The sequence below is a fragment of the Pseudoxanthomonas koreensis genome (assembly GCF_010093225.1).
Lineage (GTDB): Bacteria > Pseudomonadota > Gammaproteobacteria > Xanthomonadales > Xanthomonadaceae > Pseudoxanthomonas > Pseudoxanthomonas koreensis.
In genome coordinates, this window is sequence record NZ_PDWM01000001.1 from 88427 (window position 1) to 107224 (window position 18798).

Consider the following 18798-nt stretch of genomic DNA (forward strand, 5'->3'; position numbering starts at 1 on the left):
CCTGCTCCTTTACCGGCGGGCGGACTGCGCGCGTTTCCCGTTCTTGCGTTCCGCAGTCACGCGACTTTGCGCGAACTCCGGGAAGGTCTCCGCCAGCGATGCCGTTTCCGGCAGGATGTAGAACACCCCGCCCCGCTCGAACGTCGGCTGGATGACCTGCTCGTAGAACCCGGGCGAAACGTTGATGCAGCCGTGGGAGATGCGGTTGTCGTCCGGCGAAGGCGATGCAAGGCGCTCGGCGCGCTTCTCGGAGGGGACGCCGGTAGCCGTGGGATGGAGGGAGACCGACGAGTCGTAGTCCACCCACAGGACGCGCCCAGCGTCGATCGATGGGCCGAATCCGCCGATGAAGCGACCGGCCGGCGTGGTGCGATCCCGGCCCGGGATCTCGCGAAGCGCAAGGCCGGCGATGCCCGGGGCCGTATGGTCGCCGATCGCCGAGCCGAACAGCGCGGGTGCCGCACCGCGAAGCCGGCCATCGCCGCCGAACACCAGGACCTGGGCGGCGGCCTTGTCCATGACCGCGAACGGATAGCCTTCGCTGTCCCTGGCAGCGACAACCCAGCCCGCCAGGGCGATCACCGTGTCGGATACTTCCTGGCCTTCCGGCAGTTGATCGACGGCGACTGGCTTTTGCGCGGCGGCATCATCCCCGGCACTGGCCACGCCGATGCCCGCGAACGCCAGCACCAGCGCGCAGCCAGCGGCGCGGAACGCAGGAAATATGCACGTACGGATAGGACGGTTCCTCACAACAAAGAGTCAGGGCAAAAAAGGACGCCGGTGGCCAGCAAAGGCCACCGGATCCCGGGTTCAAACCACTCGTTACAGATCGTGCAGGAGTAACTAGCCTCGCGGCGAGCGGCGCGGTGCCGATTCAAGCTGCTGGACGCGGCTTTCCAGCTGGTCCAGCCGCTGGTTGGCCTGCTGCGCGGACTGGTTGGCCGACTCGGCGCTCCGGGCCGCACCCTGCACCTGCGTGTCGAGCTGGTCGAGGCGCGAATTGATCCTTGCAAAGTCGTCGTCATAGGTCGCGCAACTGGCAAGGCCCAGGGCGACGACGATCGCCACTCCGAGCGTACGCGCCGTTGTCAGATGTTGTCTGGTCATGATTCCAATCCTCCTTCGTTTGGGACCTGGGAAATATAGCGGCCTTTCAGCCGGGGCAATGACCCGCCTTCAGCTGACATTGAAGTACGTTGGCGGAGTGTGAAGGCGCGGCAACTTGCGGGAGTTGCGGCCTGGATCCGTCGGTCCCCACGGCAACCGTGGCATTCGCACAGTCATCACAAACATGAATGCCCGGCATTGCCGGGCATTCCTGCTGACGCGCTACCCCCGGCTCAGGCCGCCACGGTCTTCGCCACGTCCTGGTATTCCTCGATCTGGTCGAAGTTCATGTAGCGGTAGATCTCCTCGCCCTTCTCGTTGATCACGCCGATGTCGGCCATGTACTCGGCCTTGGTCGGGATCCTGCCCAGGCGCGAGCAGATCGCGGCCAGCTCGGCCGAGCCCAGGAAGACGTTGGAGTTGCGGCCCAGGCGGTTGGGGAAGTTGCGGGTGGAGGTCGAGAACACCGTGGCGCCCTCGCGCACCTGCGCCTGGTTGCCCATGCACAGCGAGCAGCCCGGCATCTCCATGCGCGCGCCGGCGGTGCCGAAGGTGCCGTAATGGCCTTCCTTGGTCAGCTCCGAGGCGTCCATCTTGGTCGGCGGCGCGACCCACAGGCGCGTGGGGATGTCGCGCTTGCCTTCCAGCAGCTTGGCCGCGGCGCGGAAGTGGCCGATGTTGGTCATGCACGAACCGATGAAGACCTCGTCGATCTTGGTGCCGGCCACGTCGGACAGGGTCTTCACGTCGTCCGGGTCGTTCGGGCAGGCCAGCAGCGGCTCGTGCACGTCGGCCAGGTCGATCTCGATGACCGCGGCGTACTCGGCGTCGGCATCGGGCTCCAGCAACTGCGGGTTGGCCAGCCACGCTTCCATCTTGGCGATGCGGCGGGCGAGCGAGCGCGGGTCGGCGTAGCCTTCGGCGATCATCCACTTCAGCAGGGTGATGTTGCTGGTGAGGTATTCGATGATCGGTTCCTTGTCCAGGCGCACGGTGCAGCCGGCGGCCGAGCGCTCGGCCGAGGCGTCGGACAGCTCGAACGCCTGCTCCACCTTCAGCTGCGGCAGGCCCTCGATCTCGAGGATGCGGCCGGAGAAGATGTTCTTCTTGCCCTGCTTGGCCACGGTCAGCAGGCCCGCCTTGAGCGCGTAGTACGGGATCGCGTTGACCAGGTCGCGCAGGGTCACGCCCGGCTGCATCTGGCCCTTGAAGCGCACCAGCACGCTCTCCGGCATGTCCAGCGGCATCACGCCGGTGGCCGCGGCGAAGGCGACCAGGCCCGAGCCGGCCGGGAACGAGATGCCCACCGGGAAGCGGGTGTGCGAGTCGCCGCCGGTGCCGACGGTGTCGGGCAGCAGCATGCGGTTGAGCCAGCTGTGGATCACGCCGTCGCCCGGGCGCAGCGAGATGCCGCCGCGGGTGGAGATGAACTCCGGCAGGGTGTGGTGGGTCTTCACATCCACCGGCTTCGGGTACGCGGCGGTATGGCAGAACGACTGCATCACCAGGTCGGCGCTGAAGCCCAGGCAGGCCAGGTCCTTCAGCTCGTCGCGGGTCATCGGGCCGGTGGTGTCCTGGGAACCGACCGAGGTCATCTTCGGCTCGCAGTAGGTGCCCGGGCGCACGCCCTGGCCCTCGGCCAGGCCGCAGGCGCGGCCGACCATCTTCTGCGCCAGCGAGAAGCCCTTGCCGGAATCGGCCGGCTGCTGCGGCAGGCGGAACAGGTCCGAGGCCGGCAGGCCCAGCGATTCGCGCGCCTTGGCGGTCAGGCCGCGGCCGATGATCAGCGGGATGCGGCCGCCGGCGCGCACTTCGTCGAACAGAACGTCGGACTTGACCTGGAACTCGGCGATCACCTGCCCGTCCTTGATCGCCTTGCCGGCGTACGGCTGCAGCTCGACCACGTCGCCGTGGTTCATCTGCGACACGTCCAGCTCGATCGGCAGGGCGCCGGCGTCTTCCATGGTGTTGTAGAAGATCGGGGCAATCTTGGAGCCCAGGCAGACGCCGCCGAAGCGCTTGTTCGGGATGAACGGGATGTCCTCGCCGGTGAACCACAGCACGCTGTTGGTGGCCGACTTGCGCGAGGAACCGGTGCCGACCACGTCGCCGACGTAGGCGACCAGGTGGCCCTTGTCCTTGAGGGCGAGGATTTCGGCGACCGGGCCGCGCTTGCCGTCCTCTTCCGGCACGAACGGGGCGTCGGCGCGCTTGTTCTTCAGCATCGCCAGTGCGTGCAGCGGGATGTCCGGGCGGGTGGTGGCGTCGGGCGCCGGCGACAGGTCGTCGGTGTTGGTCTCGCCGGGCACCTTGAACACGGTGATGGTCAGCGACTGCGGCACTTCCGGGCGGCTGGTGAACCACTCGGCCTCGGCCCAGCTCTTCAGCACGGCCTGCGCGTTGGCGTTGCCGGGCATACTGCCGGAGCGCGCCTTCTCCTCGACGTCGTGGAACTGGTCGAACACCAGCAGGGTGTTCTTCAGGCCGTCGGCGGCGATGGCGCCGACCTGGGCGTCGTCGAGCAGCTCGATCAGCGGGTGCACGTTGTAGCCGCCGAGCATGGTGCCCAGCAGTTCGGTGGCGCGCTCGCGGCTGATCAGCGCATTGGTCTCGCTGCCGAAAGCCAGCGCGGCCAGGTACGAAGCCTTGACCTTGGCAGCATCGTCCACGCCCGCCGGCACGCGGTGGGTGAGCAGGTCGACCAGGAACTGTCCCTCGCCTGCCGGCGGGTTCTTCAGCAGCTCGACCAGGTCGGCGGTCTGCTGTGCCGACAGCGGCAGCGGCGGGATCCCGAGCGCGGCGCGTTCGGCGGCGTGGTGGCGGTAGGCTTCCAGCATGGGGGTTCTCCGGAGGAAAAACAGGAAATGACGGCTTGCTCAGGTGGCCTTGGGGACGATGACCTTCAGGCCCTTGTAGTAGTCGCGGAAAAAGCCGGCGTCGCGGGTGATCAGGGCGTCGCACTGCAGCAGCGCGTGCGCGCCGACCAGGAAATCGGCGACCACGCGCTCGCGCTTGCCGCCGCGGGCGCGGAAGCGCTGGCCCATGTGGCCGGCGCGCATGGCCGCCGTCTCCGACAGCGGTTCGTAGCGGATGCCCAGCGGCGAGAGCATGTCCATGAGGTTGTCGGTGGTGTCGAGCATGGCCTGCACCTCGGCCACCACCGCTTCGCAGACGACCACGTCGTCGTGCGCCAGGGCCTCGCCGATGCAGGCTTCCGACGACTCGGCGAAGGTGCTGTCGCCGGTCAGCAGGTCGATCAGGACGTTGGAATCGAGTGCGATCACTTGCGGCCTTCCGGCTTCCAGTCGGACGGATCGCGCAGCACCTCGAACGGCTCCAGCGGGTCGCCGGGGGCGCGGCCGCGGATGGCGCGCATGGCCTCGTCGGTGCTGGTGAATCCCTCGGCCAGCCTGACGCTGCCGCGCACCTTGCGCAGCGCCTCGCTCACGTCCTTGCGCAGGATGATGCGGCCGCCATCCAGCTCGACCTTGAGCACGCTGCCCTTGGTCAGGCCCAGGGCATCGCGCACGGCCTTGGGCAGGGTGATCTGGCCGCGTTCGGCGACGGTGGCTTCCATGGGGCGCTCCTCCGTGGACGGTATGACGCAATGATACGTACTTTTCCATGCATACTCAAACCTGCATGGCGGTTTCCGGGCCACAATGGCCCGGCCCGGCGGCCCGCCCGGCCGGTACCTTCCCCGAAGACGGGTTGCCAGCGTGACGGCCCTGTCATCGAATGACGGGGACAATGACCGGCCTGCCGGTACGCCCATCCCTCCACGCCGCCGGGACTGGCGGCGCACAGCCACAGGAGCCCGCCCCATGCGCGATTCCTTCGCCACCCGCAGCCAACTGGACGGCGGCGGCAAGAGCTACGCCTACGCCAGCCTGCCCAAGCTCGGCCAGCGCTTCGACCTGGCCCGCCTGCCCTATTCGATGAAGATCCTGCTGGAGAACCTGCCCCGGCACGAGGACGGGGCCACCGTGCTGCCCGCGCATATCGAAGCGGTCGCCAGCTGGGACCCGAAGGCCGAACCGGACACCGAGATCGCCTTCATGCCGGCGCGCGTGGTCCTGCAGGACTTCACCGGCGTGCCCTGCGTGGTCGACCTGGCGGCGATGCGCGACGCGGTGGTCAAGCTCGGCGGCAACGCCAGCCAGATCAACCCGCAGATCCCCTCCGAGCTGGTGATCGACCACTCGGTGCAGGTGGATGCGTTCGGCCGCGCCGACGCGCTGGACATCAACGGCCGCATCGAGTTCGAGCGCAACCGCGAGCGCTACGCCTTCCTGCGCTGGGGCCAGAAGGCCTTCGACGATTTCAAGGTGGTGCCGCCCAACACCGGCATCGTCCACCAGGTGAACCTGGAGAACCTGGCACGGGTGGTGATGACCGCCGACCGGGACGGCCAGGCCTGGGCCTATCCGGACACCGTGTTCGGCACCGACTCGCACACCACGATGATCAACGGCATCGGCGTGCTGGGCTGGGGCGTGGGCGGGATCGAGGCCGAGGCGGCGATGCTGGGCCAGCCCTCGTCGATGCTGATCCCGCAGGTGGTCGGCTTCAAGCTGACCGGCAAACTGCCCGAGGGCGCCACCGCCACCGACCTGGTGCTCACCGTCACCCAGATGCTGCGCCAGCACGGGGTGGTCGGGAAGTTCGTCGAATTCCATGGCGACGGCCTGCAGCACCTGCCGCTGGCCGACCGCGCCACGATCGGCAACATGGCGCCGGAGTACGGCGCCACCTGCGGCATCTTCCCGATCGATGCCGAGTCGCTGACCTACCTGCGCCTGTCCGGCCGCAGCGAGGAACAGATCGCGCTGGTGGAGGCCTACGCGAAGGCGCAGGGCCTGTGGCACGAGCCCGGCAGCGCGCCCGCGCAGTACAGCAGCACCCTGGAACTGGACATGGGCACGGTGCAGCCCTCGCTCGCCGGCCCCAAGCGCCCGCAGGACCGGGTCCTGCTGCGCGACATGAAGCAGGCCTACCGCGAGGCGGTCGCCCCGCTGGCGGCCGCGCGCGACCGGCGCAGCCCGGAGGTGGCCGACTTCATCGCCGAGGGCGGCGCGGCGGCGGTCGGCAACGACGGCCTGAAGAAGGGCGTGGCCCATGTCGAGATCGATGGCCAGTCGGTGCGGCTCAGGGACGGCGCGGTGGTGATCGCCGCGATCACCTCCTGCACCAACACCTCCAACCCGGCGGTGATGGTCGGCGCCGGCCTGCTGGCACGCAACGCCGCCGCCCGCGGGCTCAACCGCCAGCCGTGGGTGAAGACCTCGCTGGGCCCGGGTTCGCGCGTGGTCACCGACTACCTGGAGAAGGCCGGGCTGCTGGCCGAGCTGGAGAAGGTCGGCTTCTACGTGGTCGGCTACGGCTGCACCACCTGCATCGGCAACTCCGGCCCGCTGCCGCTGGAAGTCAGCGCCGGGATCGCGGCAGGCGACCTGGTGGTGACCTCGGTGCTGTCCGGCAACCGCAACTTCGAGGGCCGCATCCACCCCGAAGTGAAGATGAACTACCTGGCCTCGCCGCCGCTGGTGGTGGCGTACGCCCTGGCCGGCACCACCGACATCGACCTGTCCACCGAGCCGCTGGGCACCGGCAGCGACGGCAAGCCGGTGTACCTGCGCGACATCTGGCCGACGACCAAGGAGATCGGCGACGTCATCGCCGCGACCATCGGCCCGGAGATGTTCAAGCAGAACTACGCCGACGTGTTCAAGGGCGATACCCGCTGGAACACGATCGAGTCGCCCGACGGCGACCTCTACGCCTGGGATGATGCTTCCACCTACATCAAGAACCCGCCCTACTTCGACGGCATGACCATGGCCGTGGGCGGCATCGACGACATCCACGGCGCGCGCGTGCTGGGCCTGTTCGGCGATTCGATCACCACCGACCACATCTCCCCGGCCGGGAACATCAAGAAGGACTCGCCGGCGGGCCGCTTCCTGCAGTCGCGCGGGGTGCAGCCGCCGGACTTCAACAGCTACGGCAGCCGCCGCGGCAACGACGACGTGATGGTGCGCGGCACCTTCGCCAACATCCGGATCAAGAACCTGTTCTTCGGCGGCGAGGAAGGCGGCAACACCCTGTACTTCGGCAGTACCCCGCCGGAGAAGATGTCGATCTACGACGCGGCGATGAAGTACAAGGCCACCGGCACCCCGCTGGTGGTGATCGCCGGCCAGGAGTACGGCACCGGTTCCTCGCGCGACTGGGCGGCCAAGGGCACCAACCTGCTCGGGGTCAAGGCGGTGATCGCCGAGAGCTTCGAGCGCATCCACCGCTCCAACCTGGTCGGCATGGGCGTGCTGCCGCTGCAGTTCGTCGAGGGCCAGAACGCGCAGGGCCTGGGACTGGACGGCACCGAGACCTACGACGTCACCGGCCTGGCCGACGGCGCCAGCAAGCAGGCCACGGTGGTCGCGCGCAAGGCCGACGGCCGCGAGGTCCGCTTCCAGGCACACGTGCTGCTGCTGACGCCGAAGGAAGTGGAGTACTTCCGCCACGGCGGCCTGCTGCAGTACGTGCTGCGGCAGCTGGCGGCGCGGAAGGCGGCGTAGGCGACGGCCTGGTGGCGGCGGCATCCTCGACGCCGCCACCCGTTCCCTGGCGACCAAACCACCGCTACAACCGCTCCCACTCCGCGTAATGGAGCAGCCACTGCCCATCCTCGTCGCGCCAGCCGCTGGTGACCTTCCAGCCACCCGCGCGATCCGGCACCAGGCGGCCACCACCGCCGGTGGCCATCGCGGTGAAGCGCACCGTGGCGCGGTCGCCCTGCAGTTCGATCTCCGCCGGGCCCAGGACCACCCCGATGTCGGCATTGGCCAGTACCTGCGCGCGCACCATTTGCTGCAACGCAGCACGATCCATTCCACCGTTGCCGGCGAAGTCCTCGGCCACGCCCTCCATGAAGCCGCGCGCCTGGCGCTGCTCCAGCGCCGCCTGCATCTGCCCGATCCGCTCGCGCAGGCGCTGTTCCGGCGGCGTGCGCGAGCATGCCGTCAGCGCCAGCAGCGAAAGCGCCATCGCCAGGGCCGCCGTGGCCCACCAAATCCGTCGCCGCTGCGTCCAGCACTGCATCATCGCTTCGCCTTTTCCATCCGGAACGGTATGCTCACATCGACGCCGGAGGATTGCGAGCCTGCCGGCGGTACCACGACACTGACCACCTCGGGAGGGAGGCACTGATGAATCCGGATCGACCCTGGCTGCAGAGCTATCCAGAAGGCGTGCCTGCCGACATCGACCCGGACGAGTACCGCTCCATCTCCGCGGTGTTCGCCTCATCGGTGAAGAAATACGCTGGGCGCCCCGCGTACCGCAACTTCGGCAAGACCATGACCTACGCCGAGATCGACGCGGCGAGCGAACAGTTCGCCGCGTACCTGCTCGGCGAGCTGGGCCTGAAGAAGGGCGATCGCGTGGCGATCATGATGCCCAACTGCCTGCAGTACCCGATCGCGATCTTCGGCGTGCTGCGCGCCGGCATGACCGTGGTCAACGTCAACCCGCTCTACACCGCGCGCGAGCTCAGGCACCAGCTGGTGGATGCCGGTGCGGCCGCGATCGTGGTCGTCGACAACTTCGGCCGCACCGTGCAGGAAGTGCTGGTCGACACCCCGCTCAAGCAGGTCATCACCACCGGCCTGGGCGACCTGGTCGGCTTCCCCAAGGGCGCGATCGTCAACTTCGTGCTCAAGTACGTCAAGAAGATGGTGCCGGACTACGACATCCCCGGCGCGGTGCGCTTCCGCGACGCGCTGGCCGCCGGCAAGAACCACACCCTGCCCCAGGTCGACATCGATCCGGGCGACATCGCCTTCCTGCAGTACACCGGCGGCACCACCGGCGTGGCCAAGGGCGCGATGCTCACCCACCGCAACCTGGTGGCGAACATGCAGCAGGCCTCGGCCTGGCTCGGCGCCGAAGTGCTGGAGCCGGGCAAGGAAGTGATCATCACCGCGCTGCCGCTGTACCACATCTTCGCGCTGACGGCGAACTGCCTGGTCTTCATGGAACTGGGCGGGCTCAACCACCTGATCACCAACCCGCGCGACATGCCGGGCTTCGTCAAGGAGCTCAAGGGCTCGGGCTTCACCGCGATCACCGGCGTCAACACCCTGTTCAACGGCCTGCTCAACACCCCGGGCTTCGACGAGGTGGACTTCTCCACGCTCAAGTTCACCCTCGGCGGCGGCATGGCCGTGCAGCGCGCGGTGGCCGAGAAGTGGAAGAAGGTCACCGGCGTTACCCTGGTGGAAGCCTACGGCCTGACCGAGACCTCGCCGGCCGCGTGCATCAATCCGCTGGACATCGCCGAGTTCAACGGCTCGATCGGCCTGCCGATCCCGTCCACCACGGTCTGCGTCAAGGACGACGACGGCAACGAACTGCCCACCGGCGAGATCGGCGAGCTGTGCGTCAAGGGCCCGCAGGTGATGAAGGGCTACTGGCAGAAGCCTGAGGAGACCGCCAAGGTGATCGACGGCGACGGCTGGCTGCACACCGGCGACATGGCCCGGATCGACGAAAAGGGCTTCGTCTACATCGTCGACCGCAAGAAGGACATGATCCTGGTCTCCGGCTTCAACGTGTACCCGAACGAAGTCGAGGACGTGGTCGCGGCGATGCCCGGGGTGCTGGAAGTGGCCGCGATCGGCGTGCCGGACGAGCGTTCCGGCGAGGCGGTGAAGCTGTTCGTGGTGAAGAAGGACCCGGCGCTGACCGCCGAGCAGATCAAGGCGTTCTGCCGCGAGGCGCTCACCGGCTACAAGCAGCCGCGCCAGATCGAGTTCCGCACCGAGCTGCCGAAGACCAACGTCGGCAAGATCCTGCGCAAGGAACTGCGCGACGCCGAGCTGGCCGCCGGCCAGGGCGCCGCGCACTGACCGGCTGACCGCCGGGCGGACGGGCCCTGCCCGTCCGTTCCGGCTTCAGCCCGGCTCGCCGCCGCCGTCGCGGACACCGCGCGCCGCCAGGCGCGCATCCAGCGCCTCGCGGCCCTGGGTCAGTGCAGCGTTGAGCATGGCCAGGCGCTGGCGCCATTCGTTGCGCACCTGCCAGTCGGCCAGGCGCATCAGTCCACTGCCCAGCTCGGCGACCCGCACGAGGCCCAGGTTGGCGGCCACGCCCTTGATCGCATGCGCGTGGTCGCGCAACCGCGCCCAGTCGGCGGCCTCGGCCGCGTGCGACATGGCGCCGATGCAGCCGTCGGCGTCGGCGAGGCAGTGGGCGATGAACTCACGTTCGAAGGTCGCGCCCATGCCCATCGCCGCCAGTTCGTCCAGCACCGAGGCGTCGAGCACGCCGGCGGCGACGTGCGTGGCCGCGGCGGGCGCCGGCGCCCCGCCGCCGGCCTGGCGGTCGCGCAGCGCGGCCAGTTCGGACAGCGTTTCCAGCAGCCGCCCGACCGCGGCCGGCTTGACCAGGAACGCGAACGCACCGGCGCGCTCGCAACGCTGCCTGGACTCCGGCGTCGCGTCCGCACTGAGGATCACCACCGGCAAGCGCATGCGCCTGCCGCCCTGGGCGCCGCGCACCCGGCGCATCAGCTCCAGGCCGCTCACCCCGGGCATGTGCAGGTCGGCGATCACCGCGTCGTAGTCGGTGGCCGCCAGCGCCTCCAGCGCCTGTTCGCCGCCTTCCACGCAGGTGGCGCGGTGCCCGGCCTTCTGCAGCAGCCGCTGCAGCACCGCGCGGTTGTCCTCGTTGTCGTCGGCGACCAGCAGGCGCATGCTGCGCACCCGCGCACGGTGGCGCAGCAGCGGATCGCCGAAAGCGATCACGTTGTCGCCGGCATCGTGCGCAGCGGCAGCGCCGGCTTCGTCGGCCACCGGCGCCGGCAGCGGCGGCTGGCTGGCGGGATCGACGCGCGCGAACGGCACCTCGATCCAGAAACAGCTGCCCTGCCCCTCCCTGCTGTCGTAGCCGATCCGCCCGCCCATCGCCTCGGTCAGCCCCCTGGCGATGGACGTGCCCAGGCCGGTGCCGCCGTAGCGGCGGGCCATGCCGGCGTCGTCCTGCTCGAACGGATCGAACAGGCGCCCGGCCATCCGCGCCGGCACGCCGATGCCGGTATCGGAGACGGCGAAGCGCAGGCGCACGTGCGCGGCGTCCGCGGGCTCGTCCAGCACCGACACGTCGATGCGCACACGGCCCTGCTCGGTGAACTTGACCGCGTTGCCGACCAGGTTCAGCAGCACCTGGCGCAAGTGCCCGGCATCGCCGCTGACCGTCTCCGGCACCTCGTCGGCCACCACCACCAGGTAGTCCAGGTTGCGCGCGCGGGCCTGGCCCTGCATCACCAGGCCGATCCCGGCCACCAGCTCGCGCGGCGAGAAATCCCCGGAGTGCAGGCGGACCTTGCCCGCTTCGATCACCGAGATGTCGAGCACGTCCTCGACCAGCGCCATCAGCGTGCGCGAAGAGGCCTGCAGGGTGGCCACGTACTCGCGCTGCTCCCGGTCCAGGCGCGTGTCGGCGAGCAGTTCGGACATCCCCGCCAGGCCGTTGAGCGGCGTGCGCAGTTCATGGCTCATGTTGGCCAGGAACAGGCTCTTGGCCTCGCTGGCGCGGCGCGCCTCGGCAGTGGCGCGGGTGAGCTGCCGCAGCAGCACCGCCATGTACACCGGCACCGCGGCCAGGCCGGCCAGCAGGCCGATGCCCAGGGCGCGGTTCTGGGCCCAGTAGTCGCCCAGCCACAGCACGCTGCCGAAGCTGGCCAGGGCCATGGCCACCGCCAGCCCCAGATAGCGCGTGCCGTAGCGCAGGCCGTTGCCCACCGTCACCACGAGCATCAGCACGTAGACCCAGGCCAGGGACCCGGCGAGGCTGGTCATCGCCGCAGCCATCAGGCCGTAGTCGGCGACCATGCCCAGCAGCCGGCGCGCGTGCGAACGCCCCGGGGAGACCAGCAACGCGGCGAACAGGGCCAGGCCAACCGTCAGGCCGGCCAGCACGATCCATACCGTGGTGGCGTACCGCGCCGGATCGACGCCTTCGCGGGTCGACGGCAGCAGCAGGTAGGCCAGCACCAGCAGCACCAGGCCGATCCGCAGCAGGCCCTGGGCATGCTCGCTGTCGGGCCGTTGCGCCAGCCGTCCGCGCAGCCGGGTCCAGGCCTCAGCCATGGCCCAGTCCCCCGGGGCGTGCCGGCGCGATCGAGCACTGCTCGCAGATCTGCTGCAGGCGCTCGCGGCCGCGCAGCAGCGCATCGACGCAGGCCGGATCGAACAGGCGCCCGCGCTGCGCGCACAGGTAGGCCAGGGCCGCTTCCACGGTCCACGCCTCCTTGTACGGGCGCGGCGAGATCAGCGCGTCGAACACGTCGGCCACGGCCACGATCCGTGCTTCCAGCGGGATCGCCTCGCCTGCCAGGCCGTCGGGATAGCCGCTGCCGTCGTAGCGTTCGTGGTGGCGCAGCGCAATCAGCGCGCCGGCCTGGATGAAGCGGTTCTGGCTGCCGCTGAGCAGCTCGTGGCCGATGCGCGGGTGCCGCCGCATCACCGACATCTCCGACTCGTCCAGCTTGCCGGGCTTCATCAGCACCGCGTCGGGGATGGCGATCTTGCCGATGTCGTGCAGCGGCGCGGCCATCTCGATGGTGCGCACCTCTTCCTCGGCCAGACCCAGACCTTCGGCGATCAGGCCGGCCACGCGCGACATGCGCTCCAGATAGGCACTGGTGCCGGCGTCGCGGAACTCGATCGCCCGCGCCAGCCGCGACAGCGTCTCCCGCTCGCGCTCCTCGACCTCGTGCATGCTCGACAGCAGCCGCTGCTCCAGCGACAGCGCGCGCTGCTTCACCGTCTCGGACTGCTGGCGCAGCTGCAGCAGGTTGTGGCAGCGCGCGCGCAGTTCGCGCGGGCGCACGGGCTTGACCAGGAAGTCGATCACCCCGGCTTCCAGCGCGGCCTGGCGCACCGGTTCGTCGCCGACCACGGTGATCAGGATGATCGGGATGTCGCGGTGCTTGGGCAGGCGGCGGAAACGGCGGGCGAACTCCAGCCCGTCCATCCCCGGCATGCGGTAGTCGAGCAGCAGCAGGTCGGTGGGGTTGGCATCGCACCAGGCCAGCGCCTGTCGCGCATCGCCGAAGTCGTGCACGGCCAGCTCGGAGGTGATGTCCTCGATGATGTGGCGCAGCATCGTGCGCGCAGACGCCTGATCGTCGACGATGACGATATCCACGAATTCTTCGCCCCGTTCCGCCGTAGTGACGAGTCGGCAGGATAGCGCGTTGTCGCCCGTGCCCGCAGCCATGGCCCTCGTCCTTCCCGGATCGCAGGGCATTCGGCCCTGCTTCTGCCGGTAAAGGACGCAGGGACCATGCCAGCGCCGCCCCCTGCAGGCCCGGAAACAGTGACGCAGCGCAGGAAATGGCGCCCTGCCCCGTAGCACCGGGCTCCGCCCCGCCCTACCGGTACCGGCCTCAGCCGGCCTGCTCGGGCCGCATGTAGGGGAACAGCAGCACGTCGCGGATCGAGGTGCTGCCGGTCAGCAGCATCACCAGCCGGTCGATGCCGATGCCCAGGCCGCCGGTGGGCGCCATGCCGTACTCGAGCGCGCGGATGTAGTCGGCGTCGAAATGCATCGCCTCGTCGTCGCCACCCTCCTTGGCCTCGACCTGGGCCTGGAAGCGCGCGGCCTGGTCCTCCGGGTCGTTGAGCTCGGAGAAGCCGTTGGCGATCTCCTTGCCGTTGATGAACAGCTCGAAGCGGTCGGTATAGCCCGGCTCGGTGTCCGAGGCGCGCGCCAGCGGCGACACTTCCACCGGGTGGTCGGTGATGAAGGTCGGCTGCACCAGGGTGTGCTCGACCGTGGCCTCGAACACCTCCAGCAGCAGCTTGCCCCACCCGTACGACGGCTTGACCCGGATCTGCAGCCGCTCGCAGTGGCGCAGCAGCGCCTCGCGGTCGGTGCAGTCGGCCGCGGAGATCTCCGGATTGTGGTGGCGCACCGCCTCGTCCATGCGCCAGCGGCGGAACCGCGGGCCCAGGTCGATCTGCTGGCCGTCCCACTCCACCGCGGTGGTGCCGAGCACCGACTGCGCGGTGTCGCGGATCACGTTCTCGGTCAGGTCCATGACCTCGTGGTAGGTGGCGTAGGCCTCGTACAGCTCCAGCATCGTGAATTCAGGGTTGTGCCGGGTGGACACGCCCTCGTTGCGGAAGTTGCGGTTGATCTCGTAGACCCGCTCCAGGCCGCCGACCACCAGGCGCTTGAGGTACAGCTCCGGGGCCACGCGCAGATACAGCTGCAGGTCCAGCGCGTTGTGGTGCGTGGTGAAGGGCTTGGCCGTGGCGCCGCCGGGGATGTAATGCATCATCGGCGTCTCCACTTCCAGGAAGCGGCGCGTATCGAGCCATTCGCGCATGGCACGGATGATCTTCGAGCGCTTGACGAAGACCTCGCGCGCCTCGGGGGTGACGATCAGGTCGACGTAGCGCTGGCGGTAGCGCTGCTCCACGTCGGACAGGCCGTGCCACTTGTCCGGCAGCGGCCGCAGCGACTTGACCAGCAGGCGCAGCGAAGTGGCCTTGACCGACAGCTCGCCGGTGCGGGTCCGGGTCAGCCCGCCCTCGACCGCGACGATGTCGCCGACGTCGAACGACTTGAACGCCTCGTAGGCCTCGCCCAGCGCATTGGACTGCAGGAACAGCTGGATCCTGCCCGATTCGTCCATGACCTGGGCAAAGCTGGCCTTGCCCATCACCCGCTTGGCCATCAGCCGGCCGGCGATGGCGACGGTGCGCGGCAGCGCTTCAAGCGCCTCGCCGGTCCACTTCTCCGCGTCGGCGAATTCCGCCTGCAGGTCGCCGGCGTAATCGGCGCGCTTGAAGTCGTTGGGGAAGGCTACGCCCTGCGCACGCAGCGCGGCGAGCTTGGCGCGGCGCTCGGCGATCAGGTGGTTCTCATCGACGGGCGCGGTCAGGGCAGCGGATTCGGTGGGCTGGGTCATGGTGTCGGCAGGACGCGGGAGCCGCGCGTGGGATTCAAGGGTATCCCGGTGTCCGCTTCGACGGCACCGGGCATCTGCTCGGGGAGGATGCGGACGCGGGGCCCGGCGCGCGACGGCCTGGCGGCCGCCCGCGCATCACGCCGCGTCGGACCGTTTCGCGCCAGCCTCCAGCCCCGCCTTCAGGCTGGCCTCGACGAACTCGTCCAGGTCGCCATCGAGCACCTTCTGCGTGTCGCTGCGCTCGATCCCGGTGCGCAGGTCCTTGATCCGGCTCTGGTCGAGCACGTAGTTGCGGATCTGGCTGCCCCAGCCGATGTCGGACTTGGTCGCTTCGACCGCGTCGCGTTCGGCATTGCGCTTCTGGATCTCCAGCTCGTACAGCTTGGCCGCCAGCATCTTCATCGCGTTGTCGCGGTTCTGGTGCTGGCTGCGGCCGGTCTGGCAGGCGACGACAATGCCGCTAGGCACGTGGGTGATGCGCACCGCGGACTCGGTCTTGTTGACATGCTGGCCGCCCGCGCCCGAGGAGCGGTAGACGTCGGTCTTCAGGTCGGCCGGGTTGATCTCGATGTCGATGTTGTCGTCGACTTCCGGCGACACGAACACCGAGGTGAAGCTGGTGTGGCGGCGGTTGTCCGAGTCGAACGGCGACTTGCGCACCAGCCGGTGCACGCCGGTCTCGGTCTTGAGCCAGCCGTAGGCGAAATCGCCCTCCACCCGCAGCGTGGCCGACTTGATCCCGGCGACGTCGCCGCCGCTGGCTTCCATCAGCTCGGTCTTCCAGCCGCGCGACTCGCACCAGCGCAGGTACATGCGCAGCAGGATCTCGGCCCAGTCCTGGGCCTCGGTGCCGCCGGCGCCGGCCTGGATATCGACGAAGGCGTTGGACGCATCCATCCTGCCGGAGAACATGCGCTGGAACTCCAGCGCCTCGATCTGCTTCTCGAAGCGGTCGACATCGGCGACCACGGCCAGCGCGGTGTCCTCGTCCTGCTCGCTTTCGGCCAGCTCCAGCAGCTCGGTCGAGCCTTCCAGGCCCTCCAGCACCGAGGCGATGCCACCGACGGTCTTCTCGAGCAGGGAGCGCTCGCGGCCCAGGCCCTGGGCGCGTTCCGGATCGTCCCAGACGTTGGGCAGTTCCAGTTCGCGGTTTACTTCTTCCAGACGCTCTTTCTTTGCGTCGTAGTCAAAGATACCCCCGGAGCGAGACCACCCGGCCGGTGAGGTCGGCGATGCGCTGGCGGACGGGATTGAGCTCGATCATGGCGGGAGCGACAAGGCTGAAAACGGCCGCAGATTCTAGCAGGATCAAGGCCTGACGCTGCCGTTGTCCTCCTGCAGTTCGGGCTTGAACGGCACGTCCGGTGGCGGACGGCCGTCGGTTGGCTGCTCGTTGAGGTTGGGATCGCTGATGCCGCAGCCGCCACCGAGCTGCAGCAGAGAGATCACGCAGTCGATCTTCTTGCTGGTCCCCGGGATCGGGATCGCCACCGACTTGATGCCCTTGCGCACCCAGTCGGCCAGCAGCGATTCGTTCGGCACCCAGTAGCGGTCCAGGCTGGTGGGTTCGTAGTCGTAGGGCGGCCGCTTGAGCCAGGTTCCCGACTCGGCCAGCCGTGCCCGGGTCCAGTCGTCGTTGTCGCCGCCCGGTGCCCCGCGCCCGGCCACGCCCTCGCCCGGATCGCCGCTGCGGGTACCCGGGCCGGCGCCGGGACCGGTGCCACTGCCATCGCCGGGCAGGCGAACGCGGCCTTCCTCGTCGAACAGGCCCGACGCGCCACCGGGACGGCGATCGCCGCTGGCCGCCTGACCCCAGTCGTCGCCAGTGCGCGGGCTTTCCCAGCCACTGCCCGTGCCTGGACGGGTCGCGGACGCACCCGGAGCGACGCCGGGGGTAGCCGTCGGCGCCGCCCCGGCGGTGCTGCCGGCCGCGGCGCTGGCCGCACCCGCCTGGCCGGTGGCCGGCGTGGGCGACGGCGCCACACCCGCCGTCGTGGACGGCTGCGTGGCCGTTGCCGCGCCCGGAGGTTCGGGCGACGGTGGCGACGGCATCGCCACCTCGCGCTGGCGCACGCTGGTTTCCGGCGCGCCGGGAAGGCGTGGCACCACCTGCGGCGCCTGCACTGCGACCGGCCTGACTTCGACCTGCGGCAAGGGTTCGTCGACCTCGCGCGTGCGCAGCTCGACCTCGCGTGGCTGGCGCAGCGGCACGTCGACCGGGCGCGCCTGCGGTGCGGCGACCACCGGCGCCTGGACCACGGCCACTTCGCGCTCGCGCAGCTGCGGCTCCACCGGCGTGCGCACCGGTTGCAGTTCGCGCGGCGTGGTCGGCGGCAGCACGTAGTCGATCGTCGGCTGCTCGACTTCGGTGACCTGGACCGGCTGCTCGGCCGGCGGCTGCGGCTCCTGCACCGGTTCGGGCACCTCGCGCACCGCCACCTCGGGCAGCGCCGGTGCAGGCAGCTGCGGTGCGGCAGGGGCCGGCTCCACCTGCGGCAGCGGCGGCACCTCCGGCATGGCCGCGCTGGCGCCTTCCACGTCCGCCTGCGCAGGGGGCGCCGGAGCGGCCGGCGGCGCCGGCTCGCCTGCCGGCGCGTCGGAAGGCGGCCCCTCCTCCGCGGCACGCGGCGTACCCGGATCGCCGGCGCCGATGAAGCCGACCTCGATGCGTTCGCCGCCACCACCGGCTTCCGGCAGCGGCGGCCGCGCCAGCGACTGCATCCACGCCACCCAGGCCAGGAACGCGACGAACAGCAGGTGCAGGACCACGCTGCCCACGCGCGGGCCGACCCGCAGCGGCAGCTCGTCGGCCGGTGGCGGCAGCCAGCCCTGGCGGAACAGGGAGAAGAACGCCGGCCATGTCGCCAGTTCCTCGCCGCGCGGGACCGGCGCCGGCGGGCGCTGCGCGACCACCTCGACCAGCGCGCCGGGCGAGGCATGCGGATGCGCCTGCGGCTGCGGCTGCGCGCGCAGCCACAGCGCCCAGCCGTAGGGCATGCCGGTACTGCGTTCGACCGGAGTACGCGGCGGTGCGCGCGCGATCAGCGCCTGGACGATTTCCGCCGCGCGCGTCACCGGCTGCGCCGTGTCAGCCTGCGCGGCCGCGCGGCATGTACGGCGCCTCGCCGGTGTCGTGGTCGGTGGCGTCGCGCACCGCGGTCACCCCCGGCACGCGCGCGATCAGGGTCTTCTCGATGCCCTGCTTCAGGGTCACGTCGGCCATGCCACAACCGTGGCAGCCACCGCCGAAGCGCAACAGCACCACGCCTTCGGCCGACACTTCCTGCACCGTCGCGCGGCCGCCATGCGAGGCCAGCTGCGGGTTGATCTCGTTGTCCATCACCCAGCGCACGCGCTCGACCATCGAGGCGGACTCGGCCGGGGCCTCGCCCTTGATCTTCGGCGCGCGGATGGTCAGCTGCGCGCCGGCGCCCTGGTAGACGTAGTCGATTTCCGCGCCGTCGAGCCAGGCCACGCTGGCGGCGGCCACGTACAGGGTGAAGCCTTCGCAGTCCACCGCCCATTCGTCGCCGGCCAGTTCCGCCGGTTCGGCGAACTCCAGCCGCGCGTCGGCGCGCGGCGTGCCCGGTTCCACCGCGCTCAGGCGCACGCCCAGGCCGGGAATGGCCTCGCGTTCGACCAGTTTGCGGAAGTGCGCCTGCGCGCTGTCGGAGATGTTGATCATGCGGGTATTCTAGCCGCGTCCC

14 protein-coding genes are annotated in these 18798 nt (G+C 69.8%); 2 read left to right on the forward strand and 12 right to left on the reverse strand.

The genetic code is table 11. The features are described from left to right. Nucleotides 1–9: 9 nt before the first annotated feature. The 5 genes from CSC64_RS00380 to CSC64_RS00400 form a co-directional block, all read right to left on the reverse strand. Nucleotides 10–693 carry a murein L,D-transpeptidase gene (locus CSC64_RS00380; protein WP_162433449.1) on the reverse strand — a complete coding sequence of 228 codons (684 nt, stop codon included), beginning with the start codon at nt 691–693 and terminating at the stop codon, nt 10–12. A gap of 153 nt (nt 694–846) precedes the next feature. After that, complete coding sequence (locus tag CSC64_RS00385; RefSeq protein WP_162433338.1) at nt 847–1110, reverse strand: hypothetical protein; 264 nt, start codon at nt 1108–1110, stop codon at nt 847–849. A gap of 233 nt (nt 1111–1343) precedes the next feature. Further along, nucleotides 1344–3947, reverse strand: a complete 2604-nt coding sequence (gene acnB / locus CSC64_RS00390; protein WP_162433339.1) for a bifunctional aconitate hydratase 2/2-methylisocitrate dehydratase — start codon at nt 3945–3947, stop codon at nt 1344–1346. 39 nt (nt 3948–3986) lie between these two features. After that, on the reverse strand, nt 3987–4394 hold the full coding sequence (locus tag CSC64_RS00395) for a type II toxin-antitoxin system VapC family toxin (RefSeq protein WP_162433340.1): 408 nt from the start codon (nt 4392–4394) through the stop codon (nt 3987–3989). Further along, nucleotides 4391–4687 carry an AbrB/MazE/SpoVT family DNA-binding domain-containing protein gene (locus CSC64_RS00400; protein WP_162433341.1) on the reverse strand — a complete coding sequence of 99 codons (297 nt, stop codon included), beginning with the start codon at nt 4685–4687 and terminating at the stop codon, nt 4391–4393. Before CSC64_RS00400 ends, CSC64_RS00395 begins: the two co-directional genes overlap by 4 nt. A 247-nt stretch (nt 4688–4934) precedes the next feature. Here CSC64_RS00400 and acnA point away from each other — a divergent pair, with 247 nt between their 5' ends. Beyond that, nucleotides 4935–7688 carry an aconitate hydratase AcnA gene (gene acnA, locus CSC64_RS00405; RefSeq protein WP_162433342.1) on the forward strand — a complete coding sequence of 918 codons (2754 nt, stop codon included), beginning with the start codon at nt 4935–4937 and terminating at the stop codon, nt 7686–7688. A 64-nt stretch (nt 7689–7752) separates the two neighbouring features. On the opposite strand, the gene CSC64_RS00410 is transcribed toward acnA, so the two are convergent. Next, a complete protein-coding gene (locus CSC64_RS00410) occupies nt 7753–8157 on the reverse strand; it encodes a nuclear transport factor 2 family protein (protein ID WP_238389689.1) in 405 nt (134 codons plus the stop codon). Between the two features lie 161 nt (nt 8158–8318). On the opposite strand from CSC64_RS00410, the gene CSC64_RS00415 reads away from it, so the two are divergent. Further along, nucleotides 8319–10019: a long-chain fatty acid--CoA ligase gene (locus CSC64_RS00415; protein ID WP_162433343.1), complete on the forward strand. Its 1701-nt coding sequence runs from the start codon at nt 8319–8321 to the stop codon at nt 10017–10019. Between the two features lie 45 nt (nt 10020–10064). Here the strand turns inward: CSC64_RS00415 and CSC64_RS00420 are convergent, their stop codons facing one another. The 6 genes from CSC64_RS00420 to CSC64_RS00445 form a co-directional block, all read right to left on the reverse strand. Then, nucleotides 10065–12260 (reverse strand): ATP-binding protein, encoded by a 2196-nt coding sequence (locus CSC64_RS00420; RefSeq protein ID WP_162433344.1) that lies wholly within the window; start codon nt 12258–12260, stop codon nt 10065–10067. Beyond that, nucleotides 12253–13320: a cyclic di-GMP phosphodiesterase response regulator RpfG gene (gene rpfG / locus CSC64_RS00425; RefSeq protein ID WP_274381596.1), complete on the reverse strand. Its 1068-nt coding sequence runs from the start codon at nt 13318–13320 to the stop codon at nt 12253–12255. The genes CSC64_RS00420 and rpfG overlap by 8 nt, the downstream gene beginning before the upstream one ends. Nucleotides 13321–13561: 241 nt before the next feature. Continuing rightward, complete coding sequence (gene lysS, locus CSC64_RS00430; protein WP_162433346.1) at nt 13562–15091, reverse strand: lysine--tRNA ligase; 1530 nt, start codon at nt 15089–15091, stop codon at nt 13562–13564. A gap of 135 nt (nt 15092–15226) precedes the next feature. Beyond that, a protein-coding gene (gene prfB / locus CSC64_RS00435; RefSeq protein WP_202922291.1) for a peptide chain release factor 2 occupies nt 15227–16355 on the reverse strand; the annotation gives its coding sequence in 2 pieces (ribosomal slippage) (nt 15227–16279 and nt 16281–16355; 1128 coding nt in all). Between the two features lie 44 nt (nt 16356–16399). Further along, complete coding sequence (locus tag CSC64_RS00440) at nt 16400–18166, reverse strand: hypothetical protein (RefSeq protein ID WP_162433347.1); 1767 nt, start codon at nt 18164–18166, stop codon at nt 16400–16402. Between the two features lie 13 nt (nt 18167–18179). Then, nucleotides 18180–18776, reverse strand: a complete 597-nt coding sequence (locus CSC64_RS00445) for an NfuA family Fe-S biogenesis protein (protein ID WP_162433348.1) — start codon at nt 18774–18776, stop codon at nt 18180–18182. Nucleotides 18777–18798: the final 22 nt, after the last annotated feature.